This window comes from Xenophilus azovorans DSM 13620 (assembly GCF_000745855.1).
GTDB lineage: Bacteria > Pseudomonadota > Gammaproteobacteria > Burkholderiales > Burkholderiaceae_C > Xenophilus > Xenophilus azovorans.
The window spans coordinates 19930-38366 of record NZ_JQKD01000045.1; the positions used below are offsets into that span (position 1 = coordinate 19930).

Below are 18437 nucleotides of genomic sequence, written 5' to 3' on the forward strand. Positions count from 1 at the left end.
GAGACAACCATGAGACCCTTCATTCGCCATGCCCTTCTCGCCCTCGCGGGGCTCACCGCCAGCCTCGCCGCGCAGGCCCAGGGCGAGCCGATCCGCATCGGCGCCATTCTGTCGGTGACGGGGCCGGTCGGATTCATCGGCGATCCGCAGCAAAAGACACTGGAGCTGCATGTCAAACGGCTGAACGAGCGTGGTGGCCTGCTGGGCCGCAAGATCGTGCTCACCGTCTACGACGACCAGTCCGACCCGAATAACGCGAACACTTTCGCCAAGCGCCTGGTCGACACCGACAAGGTCGATGTGCTGCTGGGCGGCACGGTCACGCCCACCGCGATGGCGATCGTGCCCTACGCCGAGCGCGCCGGCGTGCCCTTCGTCTCGACGGGGGGCGGGCTTGCGCTCGTCGATCCGGTGAAGAAGTGGGTCTTCAAGACGCCGCACTCCGACCGCATGGTGGCCGAGCGCATCCTGCAGGACATGCAGGAGCGCGGCATCAAGCGCATCGCGCTGCTCTCGGAAACCAGCGGCTTCGGCCAGTCCGGGCGCAAGGAGGTCACGGCGGCGGCGGCCCGGTTCGGCATCACGGTCGTGGGCGAGGAAAGCTACGGGCCGAAGGACACGGACATCACGCCGCAGTTCACCCGCCTGCGCAACCTGCAGGACCTCCAGGCCATGCTGATCTTCTGCGGCGCGGGCACCAGCCCGGCCGTCGCGATCAAGAACTACGCGCAGATGGGCTTCAGGCTTCCGGTCTACATGCCGCATGCCGCGGTCAACCAGGAGTTCATCAAGCTCGGCGGCGCGCCGACCGAAGGCGTGCGCATGCCGACCACGGGCTTCGTCGTGCCGGACGCACTGGAAGACGGCGATCCGCAGAAGGCGCCCTCGCTCGACTACTACCGCAGCTTCAAGGAGGCCTACAAGGTCGACGCCTCGCCCTTCGGCGGCAACGTGGCGGATGCGCTGGCCATTGCGGTCGACGGCATCAGGCGCGCCAACGGCACCGACAGGGCGAAGCTGCGCGACGCGATCGAATCGACCAGGGGGCTGGTGGGACTGAACGGCACCTTCACCATGACGCCTGCCAACCACAACGGCCTGAAGACCGACTCGCTGCGCATCATCGAAGTGCGCGACGGCCGCTTCGAGCTCGTGAAATGAGCATGCCGGCGCGCCGGCATGGGAGCGACCATGTTGTCTGAACTGCTGCAGTTCCTCTTTTCCGGCCTGACGGTCGGCGCGATGTACGCGCTCGCGGCGCTCGGCTACGCGCTGATCTACAACGCGAGCCACATCGTGAACTTCGCGCAGGGCGAGTTCATCATGCTCGGCGCCATGACGGCGGCGGCCATGGTCGAGGCCGGCAGCGGCCTGCCGCTGGCGGTCGCCGCGGCCATCCTCGCATCGGTGCTCACCGGCGCCTGCATGGAACGGTTCGCGGTACGGCCGGCGCGCGGCGCGCCGCTGATCACCCTGCTGATCATCACGCTGGGTGTCGCGCTCGTGATCCGCGGCGTCGTGCAGGTCGTGCTCGGCAAGGGCAATCACGCGCTGCCCGCATTCTCGGGCGACGCGCCGCTGCGCGTCGCGGGTGCCACGCTGGTGCCGCAGAGCCTGTGGGTTCTGGGCGTGACGCTGGCGGTGGTCGTGGTGCTGGCCTGGTACTTCGGCCGCACGCTCTCGGGCAAGGGCATGCTCGCGACCTCGCACAACCCGCTGGCCGCCGCGCTGGTGGGCATCGGGACCGACCGGGTGATGCTCGTGTCGTTCGCGATGTCGGGCGCGCTTGGCGCCATCGGCGGCGTCATCACCGCGCCGATCACCTTCACGAGCTACGACGCTGGCGTGGTGCTCGGCCTCAAGGGCTTCGCGGCCGCGGCGCTCGGAGGCATCGGCAGCGGGCCGGGCGCGATCGTCGGCGGCCTGGTGCTGGGCGTGATGGAGGCGCTGGCCGCGGGCTATGTCTCCGCCGCCTACAAGGATGCGGTGGCCTTCGTGCTGATCCTGCTGGTGTTGATGTTCTTGCCGCGCGGCCTGTTCGGCGCGCGGGTGACGGAGCGCGTATGAGATTCTCAAACCGCCATGCAGGCCTCGCGCTGCTCGCGGCGCTGCTGCTGCTGTTCCCGCTGCTGGGACCGAGCAGCTTCGCCTACGACATCGCGATCCGCATCGCCATCAACGCGGTGGTTGTGATCGGCCTCAACCTGCTCTTCGGCTACGCGGGGCAGATCAGCCTGGGGCACGCGGCCTTCTTCGGCTTCGGTGCCTACGCGTCGGCGATCCTGACGACGCATTTCGACTGGCCGCCGCTGGCCGCGCTGGCCGCCGGCGCGATAGCGACAGGCGTGCTGGCCTTCGTCATCGCGTGGCCGATCCTGCGCCTGGCCGGCCATCACCTGGCGATGGCCACGCTGTCGCTCGGCCTCATCGCGGCCATCGTCTTCAACAACGAGACCCGCTGGACCGGCGGCTCGGACGGCATGGTGGTGCCGGCGCTGTCGGTGCTCGGAACGTCGCTGTCGGGTGAGCCGGCCTGGTATGCGCTCACGGCGGCGCTGCTGCTGCTGGCGACCTGGGCTGCGTCCAACCTGGTCGACTCGCCGGCCGGCCGCGCGTTGCAGGCCATCCGCGGCTCGGAAGTGGCAGCGCGCACCGTGGGCATCGAGGCCGGCCGTTTCAAGACGCGCGTGTTCGTGCTGTCGGCCGTGATGGCCAGCGTCATGGGCAGCCTAATGGCGCACTACGTCGGCTTCCTCACGCCCGCCGCCGCGGGCCTGACGCGTTCGGTCGAGTTCGTGATGATGGTGGTGCTGGGCGGTACCGCCTCGGTCTTCGGATCGATCGTCGGCGCGGCGATCATCACGCTGCTGCCGCAGGTGCTGCATGCCTTCGAGTCCTTCGAGACGCTGCTGCTCGGACTCATCCTCACGGCAGCAATGATCTTCATGCGCGCGGGCATCGTGCCGACCCTGAAGGGGCTGTTCGCCAGGAGGTCGCCATGAGCACGCCGGCGGCCGATGCGCTGAAGGTCGAGGGCCTGTCCATCGCCTTCGGCGGGGTGAAGGCGATCCAGGACCTGAGTTTCGAGGTGCGCGCGGGCACGGTGCACGCGATCATCGGTCCCAACGGCGCCGGCAAGACCACGCTGATCAACCTCGTCACCGGCATCTACCGGCCCACGGCCGGCCGCATCGCGCTGTTCGGCCGCGACGTCGGTGGCATGCCGCCCGAGAAGCTCGCGCGCCTGGGGCTGAGCCGCACCTTCCAGAACCTGCAGGTGTGCATGAACATGAGCGCGGTCGACAATGTGATGATCGGCGCCCACCTGTCGCTCGGCACGGGCCTGCTGCGCGGCATGTTCCGTCCGCCCGCGCTGCGCCGCGCCGACGCGGAATGCCGTGCGCGGGCGCACGCGCTGATGGATTTCGTGGGCGTCGGCGCGGACGCGAAGGCGCAGGCAAGCCAGCTGTCCTACGGCGCGCTCAAGCGGCTGGAGATCGCCCGCGCGCTGGCCACGTCGCCACGGCTGCTGCTCATGGACGAGCCTGCCGCCGGGCTCAACCACACGGAGACGGCGCAGATCGAGGTGCTGATCCGCCGGATCGCCGAGAACGGCACCACGGTCGTGCTCGTCGAGCACGACATGAAGCTCGTGATGGGGGTGTCGGACCGCATTCTGGCGCTGCACTATGGCCGCCGGCTGGCGCTCGGCGGCACGGCCGAGGTGCGCAACGACCCCGAGGTGATTGCCGCCTACCTGGGTGCCGAGGCATGAACGCGGGACCCGCGATGCATGAAGACCTGTCGATGAGCAAGCTGCTCGAGGTGAAGGGCTTGACCAGCCACTACGGCCGCATCCAGGCGCTGTACGCGGTCGACCTCGCGGTGAGCGAAGGCGAGCTGGTGGCGCTGGTGGGCGCCAACGGCGCGGGCAAGACCACGCTGCTGCGTGCCATCTCGGGCGTGCAGCCGGTATCGTCAGGCGCCATCGTCTTCGATGGCGAGCCGATCGTGCGCGCGCCCTGCGCCCTGCGCGTGAAACGCGGCATCTGTCAGGTGCCCGAGGGCCGGCAGGTGTTCGGGCCGATGACGGTGGAGGACAACCTGCGGCTCGGCGCCTTCGTGCGCAACGATCCCGCGCAGGTCGAGGGCGACCTGGCGGCGATGTATGCGCTGTTCCCCATCCTCGGCGAGTTCCGGCGCCAGGCGGCCGGCACGCTGTCGGGCGGGCAGCAGCAGATGCTGGCCATGGCGCGCGCGCTGATGGGCCGGCCGCGCCTGCTGCTGCTCGACGAGCCCTCGATGGGGCTGGCGCCGCTGATCGTGAAAGAGATCTTCGGTGTCATCGGCCGGCTGCGCGACGAGGGCAAGACCATCCTGCTGGTAGAGCAGAACGCGCGCGCCGCGCTGGCCGTCGCCGACCGAGGCTACGTGATCGAGACCGGCCGCATCACGCTCGAGGGCCCGGGCCGAGCGCTGCTCGCCGACCCCGCCGTGCAGGCCGCCTATCTCGGCATGTGAGGCAGGCGGACATGCGGCATGAGATCACCGTGCGCGAGTGCGCAACCCCGAGGCACACCACCCGCTACCTGGCGGCTGGACTGGCAGACGGGCCGTTGATCGTGTTCGTGCACGGTTGGCCCGAGCTCGCCGTCAGCTGGCGCCACCAGATCGAATGCTTCGCCGCGCTCGGTTTTCGCGTGGTGGCGCCGGACATGCGCGGCTATGGCGGCTCGACGGTGCATCCGGCATGCGCGGACTACGCGATGGCGCAGGTCGTGCATGACATGGTGGAGCTGCTCGCGCACCTGGGCCGTGACAAGGCCATCTGGGTCGGTCACGACTGGGGCTCGCCGGTGGTCTGGAGCATGGCGAGCCACCATGCGGAAAAGTGCCTGGGCGTCGCGAACCTTTGCGTTCCCTACCTGCCGCGCGGCTTCACGCTCGACAGCCTGTTGCCGCTGGTCGATCGCAACGTGTATCCGCAGGCCCTGTATCCCGCGGGCCAATGGGACTACCAGTGCCACTATCAGGAAAGTTTCGAAGCGGCGCGCGCCGCGCTCGAGGCCGATCCGTTGCGTACCGTCAAGGCGCTGATGCGCTCCGGAGACCCCGAGGGGCGCGGCAAGCCCTACCGCACCGCGACGATGCGGCGCGACGGCGGCTGGTTCGGCGGCGCGGGCATCGCCCCCGACCTGCCGCGCGACCCCGCCGTGCTCTCCGAGGAGGCGCTCGCCGAGTACGCCGACCGGCTGCGATGCAACGGCTTCTTCGGCCCCGACGCCTGGTACATGAACATGGAGCGCAACGCCGCGTTCGCGGCCGCTGCGCCCGATGCGGGGCGCCTGGCGGTGCCGGTGCTGTTCCTGCATGCCGCCTTCGACTGGATCTGCGAAACCCGCGACTCGCAACTGGCCTCGCCCATGCGCGCCCTGTGCAGCGACCTCAGCGAGGCAGTGGTCGACAGCGGCCACTGGATGCAGCAGGAGCAGCCCGAACGCGTCAACGCCTGCCTGGCGACCTGGATCGCCCGGCGTATCGACCTGGAGGAAAGAACCGCATGACCATCGACGCAGCCCATGACGAGCTCACCGATCGCCAGGTGGGGCACCTGCGCCACTTCGCCAACCTCTCGCGCCAGCCGCCGAACGACTGGTCGCTGATGCAGGGGCGTGGCGCGGGCCAGGACGACTTCGGCGGCTACCGCTTCCAGATCGCGTACATGGCCTACGCCCTGGCCCTGGCGCATCGGCATCGCCTGCCGGCTGCGCCGGGTGTGTTCAAGCCGGTCTTCGAGCGCCTGATGGACAAGATGCTTCTGCCCGAGGTCTGGATGTACTGGGCGCGCGTCAGCCGCGGCGGCAGCGTGTTCAACATGCACCTGGCGGATCGGCTCCAGGAAGAGTGGGACCCGGTCGCGCGCGACAACATCATGTACAGCGCCTACGTGCAGTCGATGGCGTTGCTCTACGACTACTTGTTCGACGACCACCGCTACGCGGCCCCCGGGGCACTGACATTCAGGTATTGGTCCTTCTTCTGGGGTGGCAAGGAGCGGCGCTACGAATACGACCAGAACAGCCTGAACGAGACCGTGTACTGGCAGATGGTGGAGAGCGGCTACCTGGGCGTGGCCTGCGAACCGAATTGCGTGTTCCAGATCTGCAACCAGCCGGCCATCCTGGGCTTTCGCATGCACGATCTGGTCAACGGCCGGTCGGTCGCCGCCGAGGTGACCGATGCCTACCAGAAGGCTTGGGAACAGTTTGGCCGCCTGGGTGCCAACGGCCACTACAACATGATGATCATGGAAGACTCGAAGGCCGTGCGCGACAACGCAGGCCCTTCGCCCTGGGCCGACGCCTGGTGCGGCACGCTCATGAACATGTGGAACCGCGACTTCGTCCGCAACCACTACCCGGCGCAGGTGCGCAGCTGGCTCATCGAGGGGGAGGATGGCGCGCTGTCGGTGCGTTCGGCCGAGCGTCCGCCGATCATGGGCCAGAAGGTGGTCAACGACGACTCCGATTTCGGCTGGACCGCGACCTGGGCCTCGGAGATGGGCGACGAGGCCACGCTGGCCGGGCTGCAGCGCCATGCCGAGCGCTACATGTCGCCGACCTGGCGCGACGGCGGCTATTACTTCCCGCGCAATGACGCGCCGGAGGACGCGCGAGGCCACCGCACACTGATGGAGCCGATGTGCGGCAACGTGCTGATGGGCTATGCAGCGCTCAATGTGCCCGACGGGCTGTGGAAGCTCTACAACGAGCCCATCGACGGCGAGCAGCGCCGCCAGCCCGCGCTGGTGGAGGTGGGTGACGCAGTGGACGTGCTTCAGGCGCGTTTCGACCCGGCAGCGGCGCGATTGCATTTCGCACTGCGCCGCTGCGCCGGTGCGCACGGCGACCTCGAGGTCGCAATCGGACGGCTTGCCGAACGGGGGCGCTGGACGCTCGCGCTCGATGGCTGCGAGGTGGCAGAGGGAAGCGGCATCGTCTTGAACCGCACTACCTTGCCGGCGTTGCGTGCGAACGAGTGCGGCTTGCTGCTCGATTGCAGCCGCCTGGTGGAAGCCGGGCGCTTCGTGCTGAGCTTCCACGCCGGCTGAGACATTGGCGACCGCGGCCTTTGGAGGAGCCCGGGCGGCAGACGGTTTGGGGCTTGGGTGAGAGGATGTGAGGGCGGGGGCCTCGGCCGCTGCACACAGCGATTGCGCGGGTTGCGCGCTTGGAAGGCGTGGCTTGCGAGGGCGCGCTGGACCCTGGATTGATGTCTGCGCCGGCTGCATTGCAGCCATGGGGCCGCAGGTTCGACGCCATGCGCGCCGGCTTCCACTTCGGCCTTCACCCGATGCCGCCCGCGCACGCTGAACCGCCGGAAGCCCAGGAACGCCCGCCTGCATGACTCGATGCACGCGGAAACGAGGCAGGTCCACTCCGGCCTCCATGCGAATCTGTAGCTGATCATCCCTGCACGGAGTCTCCCAGCAGGCTTTCGCGGCTGCGCATCGGCGTGCGTGCGGCCGCAGCGCCCGGTGGATTGATGCCATCGGATCAACACGATGGTCCTGGCGAGGGCCCTTCTGCCTTGCCACTCCCGAACCTAGGATTTCGACGCATGGCGCTCTCCATCTCCGCGTCCTCGCCGGACTCGGAGACGCCCGCCGAATCCATCCACCCTCCAACGCACACCATGCCACCGCAGTCATCGGCACGCCGTCGCTGTTCCGTCGTTGCCAGGGCATCCCGGATGGACATAGCGGCTGCCGACGCCGGATGCACAGCACCGCGCAACGCCGTGGATCGCCTGTGCAGTTGGAGCTACATCGCGCTTTGCATCCTCACCGTGACCGCCACGCTGGGAGCGGTCGCCCGCGAGGGTACGAACCCGTTCGGCGCCGCGCTCGCCGCGGCCGGCGACGCCGGCGCGCGCATGCCGGCGAAGGCCTGCACGGTGGCCGGTGCGCGTTTCGACTGACGGCGCAACGACAGCCCGAGATCCCTTGCCGATCGGCGGCAACGTGCCTGCGCCGCCGGTCCGGCAACCCCTCCGCACAAGCCGGAATCCCTGGCAGGCCAGACAGACCGAAAGGAACCAACGTGAAACCGATCCATCGCCTCATGCGCGTCCTCATGATCCTCGCCCTGTGCGCGTGGCAGCTCGCCACGCCGGCCAGCGCGGCCGCGTCCGCCGGACCGCCGAAGCCGACCGTCATCCTCGTGCACGGCGCCTTCGCCGAGTCGGCGAGCTGGAACGCCGTCGTGCGCTATCTCCGCGCACGGGACTATCCCGTCATCGCGGCCGCCAATCCGCTGCGCGGGCTGGCATCGGATGCCGCCTTCGTCGGCGCGCTCGTGTCTTCCGTCGAGGGGCCGGTGGTGCTGGTGGGCCATTCGTACGGCGGCTCGGTGATCTCCGTCGCCGCGCATGGGCAGGCCAACGTCAGGGCGCTGGTGTTCGTCGCGGCGTTCGCGCCGGACACGGGCGAGTCGGCGGTCGAGCTGTCCTCCAGGTTCCCCGGCAGCACGCTGGGACAGGCGCTGGCCCGGCCGGTCGTCCTGCCCGACGGCGCCCGCGACCTCTACATCGCACAGGACAAGTTCTGGAGCCAGTTCGCGGCGGACGTGCCCTCCGACGCCGGCCGCCTGATGGCGGCGTCGCAGCGCCCCGTCACCGAAGGCGCCCTTGCGGAAGGGGCGGCCCAGGCCGCGTGGAAGACCATTCCGTCCTGGTTCGTCTATGGCGATGCCGACAAGAACATTCCGCCCGCGGCCCTGGCGTTCATGGCGCAGCGCGCGAAGGCGGTGAAGACCGTGGTCGCCAGGGGCGCGTCCCATTCCGTCCTGGTCTCCAGGCCCCACAGCGTGGGCCGGATCATCGTCGAGGCCGCTTCCTCGAAGGCCGGCGAACCCTGAGCGCCCTGCGGTGGCACTGCATGCGCCGCCGCGGCCGCGGCCGCGGCCCTGCCGATTGGTGCATTCGATGCAACACCGAGCGGCCCGGATCGAGGCTACCGCGGCGCAGGGCCGAAACCTACGATGAATCCACGTCCGACGCTCACGCCGGACGCGCACCCTTCCACCTCGAACAGCCGGGACCGAAGGCCCCGGAAAGGACATCGCCATGACGCAACGAGTCGACTACGCCAAGCAATCACCCGAACTCCTGAAGAAGTTCGTCGAGTTCCTCAACGCCATCAAGGAGGGCGCCATCGAGGAGCCGATCCGCGATCTGGTGGTCATCCGCGCCTCCCAGATCAACCGCTGCGCGTTCTGCCTGGACATGCACGTCAAGCAGGCCAGGCTGCACGGCGAGCGCGAGCTGCGCCTGTACCACCTGGCCGCGTGGCGCGAGTCGACGCTGTTCGCGCCGCGCGAGCGGGCCGCGCTGGCCTGGACCGAGGCGCTGACCCAGCTGTCCGACCAGGGCGTGCCCGACGAGCTGTACGAGCGCGTGCGCACGCAGCTGTCGGAGAAGGAGATCTCGGACCTCACCTTCCTGGTGATGTCCACCAACGCATGGAGCCGCCTGAACATCGGATTCAAGAGCGTGCCCGGCTCCGCGGACAAGCTCTTCGGCCTCGACAAGGCCGCCCTGGCCTGAACCCGCACAACCACAGGAGAAACATCATGAAGATCGTCGTCATCGGGGGCTCCGGCCTCATCGGGTCCAAGGTCGTGGACCGGCTGCGCGCCGGCGGGCACGACGTGCTTGCCGCCTCGCCGGCCTCGGGCGTGAACACGCTCACCGGCGAGGGGCTGGATCAGGCGCTGGAAGGGGCGCAGGTGGTGCTGGACGTGGCCAACTCGCCGTCCTTCGAGGACAAGGCGGTGCTGGAGTTCTTCCAGACCTCGGGCCGCAACCTGCTGGCGGCGGGCAGGAAGGCCGGCGTGCGCCACCACCTCGCGCTGTCGGTGGTGGGCACCGACCGGCTGACCGAGAGCGGCTACTTCCGCGCCAAGATCGCGCAGGAGGCGCTCATCCGCGAGTCGGGCCTGCCCTACACCATCGTGCACTCCACCCAGTTCTTCGAGTTCCTGGGCGCCATCGCGCAGTCGGCCACGCAGGGCGGCAGCGTGCACCTGTCGCCCGCCTTCGTCCAGCCGATCGCCTCGGACGACGTGGCGGCCGCCGTGGCGGAGTACACCGTGGGCGCGCCGCTCAACGGCGTGGTCGAGATCGCCGGGCCGGAGCGCGCGCGCCTGTCGGACCTGGTGCAGCGCTTCCTGGCCGCCTCGAAGGACCCGAGGACCGTGGTGCCCGACGTGCACGCGCGCTATTTCGGCGCCGAACTGAAGGACGAGACCCTGGTGCCCGGCCCCGGAGCGCGCACCTGCAGCATCGGCTTCGATGCCTGGTTCGCCATGCCGAAGGCGCCGCGCTGAACCGCTGCGGCATCCGCTCCCGCCTGCGCCGCGCGGCGCAGGTGGGGCGTGTCCGCGCCGTCGTCCCGATTCCCGCCCATCATGACCCGCCTGCAGCCTCCATTGCCCAGCCTCCTCGACAAGTACCACGGTGCGCAGTTCGATTCGATCTACTCGACGGCGGTGACGGTCACCGGCGGCGAGTGCGAGCACGCCCGCGCGTCGGGCGTCGCACGCTCGGACGACGGCAGCCTCGCCTGCGACCTCCGGCTGCCGGTGGAACTCGGCGGCCCCGGCGGCGGCACCAACCCGGAGCAGCTCTTCGCGGCGGCCTACGCGGCCTGCTTCCACGGCGCGCTGAACCTGCTGGCGGCGAGGCGGAACATACCGGTCCACGGCGCGAGCGTCGAGGTGAAGGTGACGCTGGGCCGCGATCCGGTGGACGGCCTCTTCGCGCTCGCGGCCGATGTCAGGATCGCGCTGCCGGGTGTCGAGAGGAGCGTGGCCCAGGCGCTGGTGAGGAGCACCGAGCGCTACTGTCCCTACACGAAGATGGCCAGGAACGGGATCACCAGCATCGTGGCCCTGGCCGGCGCGGCGTAGTGCACCGGCGATGACGGCAGCGGCCACGTGCGATGCGCGGATCCGGGTGGCGGTCGTCCACCGGAGCCCGTGCATCGCCGCGGGCATCGAAGCCGTGCTCGGCGCGCAGGCAGGGTCCGCCGGCGTGCTCGTGGCGGACCATGCGACGGCGCTGCAGGTGCTGGAAGACCCGCTTCGGTCCGCGCGCGCCGCGCGGCCGGTGCTCGTCGTCGCGGAGTCCCACAGGACCTGGCAGGTCCGCAGCGCGATCGGCGCGGGTGCGCGCGGCTACCTCGGCATGGACTGCACGGCGGAGGAACTGCAGGTGGCGGTGCGGCGCGTGGCCGAGGGGCGCAGGTACCTGTCGGTGGGCGTCGCCGACCAGTTGCTGGACGACCTCGCCCGGGGAGCGCCGACGCCGCGCGAACTGGACGTGCTGCGGCTGCTCGCGCGCGGCCTGGACAACCGTGAGATCGCCCGGAGACTCGGGATCGCCGAGGGCACCGTGCGGGCGCGGGTCCGCTCGGTGCTGGGCCGGATCGCCGGCCCCGACGGGGCGCCTCGACTTGCACGCGCCCTGCGCCGCGGCGCGTTGCTGGCAGCGGACGCTGCGCCGGGCGCCGCGATGCCGGGGCTGCGCACCGCGACGCGCAGGCCGGCCATCGCGGTCCGCGTCCACCACAGGGACGCGCTGCTGATGGCCGGGCTGCGTGCGCTCGTTGGGCGTGAGCCCGGCCTGATCTTGCAGGCCGGGCCGGACGGCGTGGAGACGCCCGTCGACGTCGTCGTGTGCGATCCCGACCACGCGTCGAACCGCCCCGCCGCCGCGCCGGGCGGGCGAGCACCGAGGCTCGTCGTCGTGGCGCGCAGCGATGCCGACGTGAACGTCCGGCGCGTCATCGACGGCGGCGCCCACGGCCTGCTGTTCCAGGACGCTTCCGCACGCGAGCTGCTGGACGGCATCGCCGCCGTGGCGCGGGGCGGCAGCGGCGCCTTCTGCGGCCGGGCTGTGCGGCTCCTTGCGGCGTGCCCGCGGCGCGGCGGGCTGACGGCGCGGGAAGAAGACCTGCTCCGGCGGCACATGGCGGACGGCCAGGACGCGCCGGCCGCCTGCATGGCTGGCGCGTGTGCCGGGGCGATCGATGCGGCGCCGCCGCGGCGCGGGCCGCTGCCGCTGGGCGTGATGGCATAGAGGCGGCCGGCGCCGGCCCCGACGATCGCCTTGAGAGGAAGGACGCCGGCCCATGAAAGCGCCATGCCGGGAGATGCGCCTGCCAGGCCACGGACCGCCCGCCCGCGCGGCCGTACCGCAGGCCGGTGAGGTCATTCGCGTCCATCGATTGCGGGGGCCGCACCCGGGCCATATAGTGCGCGCGCAGGTCCTTCGCCGGATGCCTGCCAGGCGCCGCGGGAAGGGCGCATCGGGCCACCCGGATGCCGGGCATGCGGCCGGTGGCTGCTGCCTGCGGGTCGCGCTGCCGCGCCGAAGCGTGCCCGGCGACCGCACGTCCCAGGGTTGACCACGCCACACCATGCAAGCACCGGCCGAGCGACCGCCGCCCGCTTCCGCCTCCCCCGGCATCGAGGAGGCGCGCTGGCGCTTCGGTGCCTTCACGCTCAGCGAGGCGCAGCGGCGCCTCGAGCGCGAAGGCCGGCCCGTGCGGCTCGGGCAGCGCTCGTTCGACCTGCTGCTGCAGCTCATCAGGCGGGCCGGCGAATACGTGAGGAAGGACGAGCTGCTGTCCGCCGTGTGGGCCGGCGTGGTGGTCGAAGAGGCGAGCGTTCGCGTCCACATGTCGACGCTTCGCAAGGCGCTGGGCGAGCCGGGCGAGGGCGACGGCTGCCTGGAGTGGATCTCCAACGTGCCCTTGAAGGGCTACCGGTTCAATGGGCGCGTGCGCCGCGAAGCGCTCGACGGCGGCGCGGCCGTGCAGGAGCGTGCGGCCGAGCCGTCCTTCACGCCCCTGCCGGTGCGCCTGACCGAACTCGTCGGCCGGGACGACGACGTCGCCGGCATCGTGCAGTCGCTGGCCTCCCATCGCCTGGTCACGCTGGCCGGCGCGGGCGGCATCGGCAAGACGAGCGCGGCGATCCGGGCGGCGCAGCGCTACGGGCAGGCGCACGGCGCGCGGATCGCCTTCATCGACCTGTCGACGCTGATCTCCGGGGACCACGTGGTCGGCACCATCGCGCGGTCGCTGGGGGCGGCGGCCGACATGCCGGACACCATCCAGGCCATCGTCCAATGCCTGGCGGAGCGCGACGTGCTCCTGCTGGTCGACAACTGCGAGCACGTCATCGAGTCGCTGGTGATCCCGATGACGAGCCTGCTGGCGGCGCTGCCCCGGCTGCGCATCCTGGCAACGAGCCGCGAGGCGCTGCGCGTGACGGGCGAGTACGTGATCCGGCTCGCGGCCCTGGCGGTGCCTGGCGCCGAGCGCCTGACGTTGGAGGAGGCCCTGCGCTGGCCCTCCGTGCAGCTTCTGGTGGAGCGGGGCCGGGCGGCCGGCGCCGGCGCCTTCGGCGAAGCGCACGGCTGCGTGCTCGCCAGGATCGCGCGCCAGGTCGATGGCATTCCCCTGGCCATCGAGCTCGTCGCAGCGCGCCTGGGCGCCCAGTCGATCGACGATCTGGCGCGGCGGCTGGACGACCACCTGCGGCTGTATGCCTTCGGCAGCAGGGCGGTGTTCCCGCGCCACCGGACGCTGGCCGCCGCGCTCGACTGGAGCATCGCGCTGCTGAGCGAGGGCGAACTGCGGCTCTTCCGCCGGCTGTCGGTGTTCCGCAGCCGCTTCGACGTCGACCTGGCGCTCGGCCTGGTCGACGGCGACATGGACCCCGACGAGGCTTTCGACGCGCTGATCTCCCTGGCCAACAAGTCGCTGGTGTCCTTCGACAGCGGCGACGCGATCGCCCCCTACCGCCTGCTGGAGACGACGCGCAGCTACGCCTCCATGCTGTTGTCGCGCACCGACGAGCGGCCGATGCTGATGAAGCGCCATGCGGCGCTGATGCTCGAATTCATGAAGGCGGCGACGGCGGAGCTGACCGTGCGCGACGAGCGGGCGTGGAGCATGCGCTACGCCTTCCACCTGGACGACCTGCGCTTCGCGCTGAAGGCCTGCCTGGCGGAGCAGCCCGACGCGAAGATGGCCGCATCGCTGGTCTCCGCGTCCGCGGCCCTGTGGTTCCACGTCTCCCAGGTCGAGGAGTACCGCGACGGCATCGCGGCGGCCCTCGAGCTGGTCGACCGCCAGTTGCCGGAGGACGTCGAGACCGCCACCTGGCTGTGCACTGCCCTGATCAGCGCGCTGCTGCACACGGGCGGATCGATGTCGGAACTGGCCGCCGTCTCCGAGCGCGCGCTGGCCGGCGCACGGGAACTGAAGGTGCCCATGCTGGAATTGCAGGCCCGCTGGGGCAGGTGCACGCACGACATGTTCCGCGGCGAGTACGCGGTGGCCCTGCAGGAAGCCGATGCGCTCCTGGCGGTCGCGCAGACATGGTCCGACCCGTCGGCGCTCAACCTCGCCCATCGCGTGAGCGCGATGGCGAACCACTTCTGCGGCCGCTTCGAGGTCTCCAGGCAGCACAGCGAGGCGTCGATCGTCATGATCGGCGGCACGGTGCACACCCGGGCGAGCATGGTGGGCGTGGACCCCGTGGTGGCCGCCATGGCAGTGCTCTGCCGGACGCTGTGGATCCAGGGCCGCACGGCCGAGGCGCTGGAGGCGGCCCGCAGCCTGGTGGCGCGCGCCCAGGCGGTGGGGACCTCGGTGACGATGTGCGCCGGCCTGTATGGCGCCTGCCCGGTCGCCGTGTGGACGGGCGAGTCGGACCTGGCGCGCACGTGGATCCATATGATGAAGGACGAGGCACAGCGCAAGGGCCTGGTGGGATGGCTGCGCTACGCGCAGTGGTACGAGCAGGGCCTGCTGCCCGATGCCGACGAGGACCGCGGCAGGCACGTGCGCGAGGTGGCCGCGCGTCTGCCGGCGTACGACGCGCCGCGCAAGGAAATGCTGGTGACCTTCTGCCCCGAGTGGATCGACGACGGCCTGTTCGAGCGGGTGTCGCAGGGCAAGGCGCAGTGGTGCGCGGCCGAGGTCCGGCGGGCGGCGGGCTGGCGCTGCGAGCGCGACGGCATGGCGCGCGAGGCCGAGGCGCACTACCGCGGCGCCCTCGAGACGGCCAGCCAACAGGGCGCGGCGAGCTGGGCGTGGCGCGCGGCGCTGGACCTCGCCCGGCTGTGGGTCTCCACCGGGCTGGACGCCCGGGCGGCGCAACTGCTCGCCGAGACGTGCGAGCAGGCCGGCGACGGCGCCCAGGGCCGCGACATCGAGCGGCTGCGCCAGCTGCTCCGGCAGCTCGCGCCGGCGGCGACGGGCTCCAGGCGCGCCGCCGTGCGCGGGCGCCCTGCGCACAGCAGGTAGAGCCGGGCTCCACCGATCGCGCTGCGGCGCGGGCCGGGATGACCGCAGCGTTGCATGGCAGGCACCGATGCAGGGGCGCATTCAGCCCGCGCTCGGCTGGGGGCCTTCTCGCCCTCGGCGGACGGGCGTTCCGTCGATGTGCCCCGCACGCCCGACCGAGAGCCCCAGCGCGCACATCGCGATGCACAGCGCGATACAGGCGCCCAGCGGGAGGCTCCAGCGTCCGCTCCACTCGCGCAGGGAACCCGCCAGCGTCGGACCGACGGCGGCGAGCAGGTAGCCGATGCACTGCGCCATGCCGGACAGGGACGCGGCGACCTGAGGCGAGCCGGCGCGCAGGCCGACGAAGGCCAGGCTCAGCACCAGCGAGGCGCCCATGCCCATGCCGAAGGCGAACGTCCACAGCGCGGCCCACTCGGGCCGCGCCAGCAGCCCCGCGAGCCCGCATGCGCCGAGCGCCGGCGAGGCGAAGGCGATCCAGCGCTGGTCGGGCAGGCGCTGGAGCAGCGGCACCAGCGCCAGCGCGGGCACCGCGCCGGCCAACTGCATCCAGCCGTGCAGCGCGCCGGCGCGTGCGCCGGACGCACCCGCTTCCTGCAGGATCGCCGGCAGCCATGCGATGGCGGCGAAGTGGATGAAGCAGGTCAGGCCCAGGTAGGCCGCGACCTGCCAGGCCAGGGGCGCCCGCCACACCGAAGGGCGCGGCGCCGCGGGAGACGGCCGCGGGGCGGCGTCGGCAGGCAGGCGGACCCGCACGAGCCAGGGCAGGGCCGCCAGCAGCGGCAGCACCGCGACGGCCGCGAGGGCGCGCGCCCAGCCGCCGCCCCACGCCTCGGCCAGCGGAACGGCCACGGCCGAGGCCAGGGCCGCCGCCACGATCATCGTCGCGGCGTAGCCCGCCGTCAGCCGGGCCATGTGCAGCGGGAAGTCCCGCTTGAGCAGGCTGGGCAGCAGCACGTTGCCGACAGCGATGGCGCCGCCGGCCAGGCCCGTCCCCGCATACAGCGCCCATGCCGGGCCGGCCGAGCGCAGGACGATGCCCGCGCACATCAGGGCCAGCGCGGCCAGCAGCGTGCGCTCCAGCCCGAACCGGGCCGCGCACGGCGCCGCGACGGGGGAGACCAGCGCGAAGGCCAGCAGCGGAAGGGTGGTCAGCAGGCCGGCCTGCGCGGCGCCGAGGCCCAGGGATTCGCGGATCGGCACGACCAGCGGGCCGACCACGGTGATCGGCGCGCGCAGGCTGGCGGCGATGAGCAGGATGCCGGCGAGCGCCAGCGCCGGATGGTGCGCCGCGCGCGGCGGTGTCGGTGATGTCATGGGGAGGCGGCCGAGGCGGTGTCGATGTCGCGATCGACTCTATCGGCGGGCCTGGCCGCGGCGTCCCTCGATGCCGACGTTCGATCCCTCGTTCCTGCCAGAATGGCGCCCGCCCATGTCCGTCCGCCCATCCAGTCCCTGGACATTCGACTTCGGCAGGATGAGCACGGAGGTCGCCGCCGTGATCGTGCATGCCGGCGCGCAGCACGAGGAGATGCCGCAGCACCGGCACGTCCAGGGCCAGCTTGCGATGGTGCTGGAGGGCTCGATGACCTGCGAGGTCCCCGGCGCGATGTGGATGGCGCCGGTGCACGGCGGCCTGTGGATACCGGGCGCCACGCCCCACGGCAACCGGGTCGCGCCGAACAGCCGCGTGTGCTTCGTCTTCCTCGGCGTGGAAATGGACGCCCTGCCGCGGCACTGCTGCACGGTCGGCATCAGTCCCCTGCTGCGCGAGCTGGCGCTGCATCTCGCCGGCCTGCCGCACGAGCGGCAGCATGGCGTGCAGGCCGGGCGGCTGCGGGCCGTGCTGCTGGACCAGCTCGAGACCGTCGCTACCGGCCCGCTGCATCTGCCGATGTCGGCCGAGCCGCGGGTGCGCCGGATGGCGCAGGCGTTGACGGCCGATCCGGCCGACCGCAGCACGGCCGCGCAGTGGGCATCGCGGCTTGCCGTCAGCGAGCGCACCTTCGCCCGCCTGGTCCGCGCCGAGACCGGCATGTCCTTCGGCCACTGGCGCCACCGGCTGCAGGTGATGGTGGCGCTGCAGTGGCTCTCTTCCGGCGCGACGGTGCAGCAGGTGGCCGCCGACCTCGGCTACAACTCCGTCAACGCGTTCATCAGCATGTTCAAGAAGTCCATGGGCGTGCCGCCCGGGCGCTACCTCGCGCAGCGGCACGCGCGGCCAGCTCAGGCGCCGAAGGCCGACAACTGAGCGGCGACGAAGTCGATGAACAGCCGTGCCCGCGCCGGCGTGTGGCGTCCGAATGCGTGCAGCGCGTACACCGGCACCGTCGGCAGGGCGTGGCCGGGCAGCACGAGGGACAGGCGGCCGGCGTCCAGGTCCTCCTGGATGGCGAGGCGCAGCATGTAGACGATGCCCAGGCCGTTCAGCGCCGCGATGCGCATCGCCATGCTGCTGTCCGTGTCGAGCACGCCTTCCGGCGTGAAGACGCTCCCGTCGGCGAACCGCACGGGATAGGGCCGCCCGCCGACGACGTAGCGGACGTGGTCGTGCCGGCGCAGCGCCGCCACGTCGTCGGGCACGCCCCGGGCCGCGAGGTAGGCCGGCGAGGCGGCCAGGGCCATCGGCAGCCGCGCCAGCAGCCGCGAGTTCAGGTCCGAGTCGGCGATGTCTCCGGCACGCAGCGCGACGTCGAAGCCCTCCCGGATCAGTTCGACAGGCCGGTCCGTCAGCCCGATGTCCAGCCTTGTATCTTTAAGCCTCGGACCGGCTCGGGTAGCCCGAGCGGCCTCTGGGATGCGTGAAGCCCGTGACTGAGCACTGGGCGCCTGAGCCGGACCGTCCTTTCTTGCAGCCCGAACGGTTGTAGGAACTTGAAGTTCGCATAGACAAGGATGGGAGTGAGAGGACGTGTCCGACTGTGTTTTTATCGGTATCGATGTCTCCAGCCAGACGCTGGAGGTCGCCAGCAGCGACCAGGCCAAGACCTGGCAGCTCGCCAATGACGTCAGCGGCATCGAGCAACTCGTCCACCAGGCCATGGCCCTGGCGCCG

General features: G+C 71.2%; 17 protein-coding genes and 1 pseudogene. 16 read left to right on the forward strand and 2 right to left on the reverse strand.

The genetic code is table 11. The features are described from left to right. The first annotated feature begins 9 nt into the window (after positions 1–9). The 14 genes from Q392_RS20770 to Q392_RS20840 all read left to right on the forward strand — a co-directional run bounded on the left by Q392_RS20770 (position 10) and on the right by Q392_RS20840 (position 15382). Positions 10–1161 carry an ABC transporter substrate-binding protein gene (locus Q392_RS20770; RefSeq protein WP_038211764.1) on the forward strand — a complete coding sequence of 384 codons (1152 nt, stop codon included), beginning with the start codon at positions 10–12 and terminating at the stop codon, positions 1159–1161. Between the two features lie 30 nt (positions 1162–1191). Beyond that, the gene (locus tag Q392_RS20775; protein WP_038211766.1) at positions 1192–2067 is read left to right on the forward strand and encodes a branched-chain amino acid ABC transporter permease; all 876 of its coding nucleotides are present in this window, start codon (positions 1192–1194) and stop codon (positions 2065–2067) included. Continuing rightward, positions 2064–3002, forward strand: coding sequence for a branched-chain amino acid ABC transporter permease (locus Q392_RS20780; protein ID WP_038211767.1), 939 nt, complete (start codon positions 2064–2066; stop codon positions 3000–3002). Before Q392_RS20775 ends, Q392_RS20780 begins: the two co-directional genes overlap by 4 nt. Further along, positions 2999–3775, forward strand: coding sequence for an ABC transporter ATP-binding protein (locus Q392_RS20785; RefSeq protein ID WP_038211774.1), 777 nt, complete (start codon positions 2999–3001; stop codon positions 3773–3775). Before Q392_RS20780 ends, Q392_RS20785 begins: the two co-directional genes overlap by 4 nt. 41 nt (positions 3776–3816) lie before the next feature. Further along, positions 3817–4521, forward strand: a complete 705-nt coding sequence (locus tag Q392_RS20790; protein WP_211260268.1) for an ABC transporter ATP-binding protein — start codon at positions 3817–3819, stop codon at positions 4519–4521. A gap of 11 nt (positions 4522–4532) precedes the next feature. Then, a complete protein-coding gene (locus Q392_RS20795; protein ID WP_038211776.1) occupies positions 4533–5564 on the forward strand; it encodes an alpha/beta hydrolase in 1032 nt (343 codons plus the stop codon). Further along, positions 5561–7111: a linalool dehydratase/isomerase domain-containing protein gene (locus Q392_RS20800; RefSeq protein WP_038211777.1), complete on the forward strand. Its 1551-nt coding sequence runs from the start codon at positions 5561–5563 to the stop codon at positions 7109–7111. Before Q392_RS20795 ends, Q392_RS20800 begins: the two co-directional genes overlap by 4 nt. A gap of 509 nt (positions 7112–7620) precedes the next feature. Beyond that, complete coding sequence (locus Q392_RS32940) at positions 7621–7980, forward strand: hypothetical protein (RefSeq protein ID WP_157008113.1); 360 nt, start codon at positions 7621–7623, stop codon at positions 7978–7980. A gap of 122 nt (positions 7981–8102) precedes the next feature. Further along, positions 8103–8918 (forward strand): alpha/beta fold hydrolase, encoded by an 816-nt coding sequence (locus Q392_RS20810; protein WP_425425193.1) that lies wholly within the window; start codon positions 8103–8105, stop codon positions 8916–8918. 208 nt (positions 8919–9126) lie between these two features. Beyond that, a complete protein-coding gene (locus Q392_RS20815; RefSeq protein ID WP_038211780.1) occupies positions 9127–9606 on the forward strand; it encodes a carboxymuconolactone decarboxylase family protein in 480 nt (159 codons plus the stop codon). A gap of 26 nt (positions 9607–9632) precedes the next feature. Next, positions 9633–10388, forward strand: a complete 756-nt coding sequence (locus Q392_RS20820; protein WP_038211781.1) for an SDR family oxidoreductase — start codon at positions 9633–9635, stop codon at positions 10386–10388. 81 nt (positions 10389–10469) lie between these two features. Then, positions 10470–10970, forward strand: coding sequence for an Ohr family peroxiredoxin (locus tag Q392_RS20825; RefSeq protein WP_038211783.1), 501 nt, complete (start codon positions 10470–10472; stop codon positions 10968–10970). A 10-nt stretch (positions 10971–10980) separates the two neighbouring features. Then, positions 10981–12141, forward strand: a complete 1161-nt coding sequence (locus tag Q392_RS33655; RefSeq protein WP_051953806.1) for a LuxR C-terminal-related transcriptional regulator — start codon at positions 10981–10983, stop codon at positions 12139–12141. A 340-nt stretch (positions 12142–12481) separates the two neighbouring features. Continuing rightward, positions 12482–15382, forward strand: coding sequence for an ATP-binding protein (locus tag Q392_RS20840; protein ID WP_084217270.1), 2901 nt, complete (start codon positions 12482–12484; stop codon positions 15380–15382). An 81-nt stretch (positions 15383–15463) separates the two neighbouring features. Here the strand turns inward: Q392_RS20840 and Q392_RS20845 are convergent, their stop codons facing one another. Continuing rightward, positions 15464–16699, reverse strand: a complete 1236-nt coding sequence (locus Q392_RS20845) for an MFS transporter (RefSeq protein ID WP_051953807.1) — start codon at positions 16697–16699, stop codon at positions 15464–15466. Between the two features lie 115 nt (positions 16700–16814). Between Q392_RS20845 and Q392_RS20850 the strand changes: the two genes are divergently transcribed. Beyond that, positions 16815–17633, forward strand: coding sequence for an AraC family transcriptional regulator (locus tag Q392_RS20850; RefSeq protein ID WP_038211802.1), 819 nt, complete (start codon positions 16815–16817; stop codon positions 17631–17633). On the opposite strand, the gene Q392_RS32140 is transcribed toward Q392_RS20850, so the two are convergent. After that, positions 17609–18355, reverse strand: coding sequence for a substrate binding domain-containing protein (locus tag Q392_RS32140; protein WP_425425194.1), 747 nt, complete (start codon positions 18353–18355; stop codon positions 17609–17611). The genes Q392_RS20850 and Q392_RS32140 overlap by 25 nt on opposite strands. Between Q392_RS32140 and Q392_RS34220 the strand changes: the two are divergent. Further along, positions 18294–18437, forward strand: a pseudogene (locus Q392_RS34220) (IS110 family transposase); the annotation flags it as partial. The gene Q392_RS32140 and the pseudogene Q392_RS34220 sit on opposite strands and share 62 nt — an antisense overlap.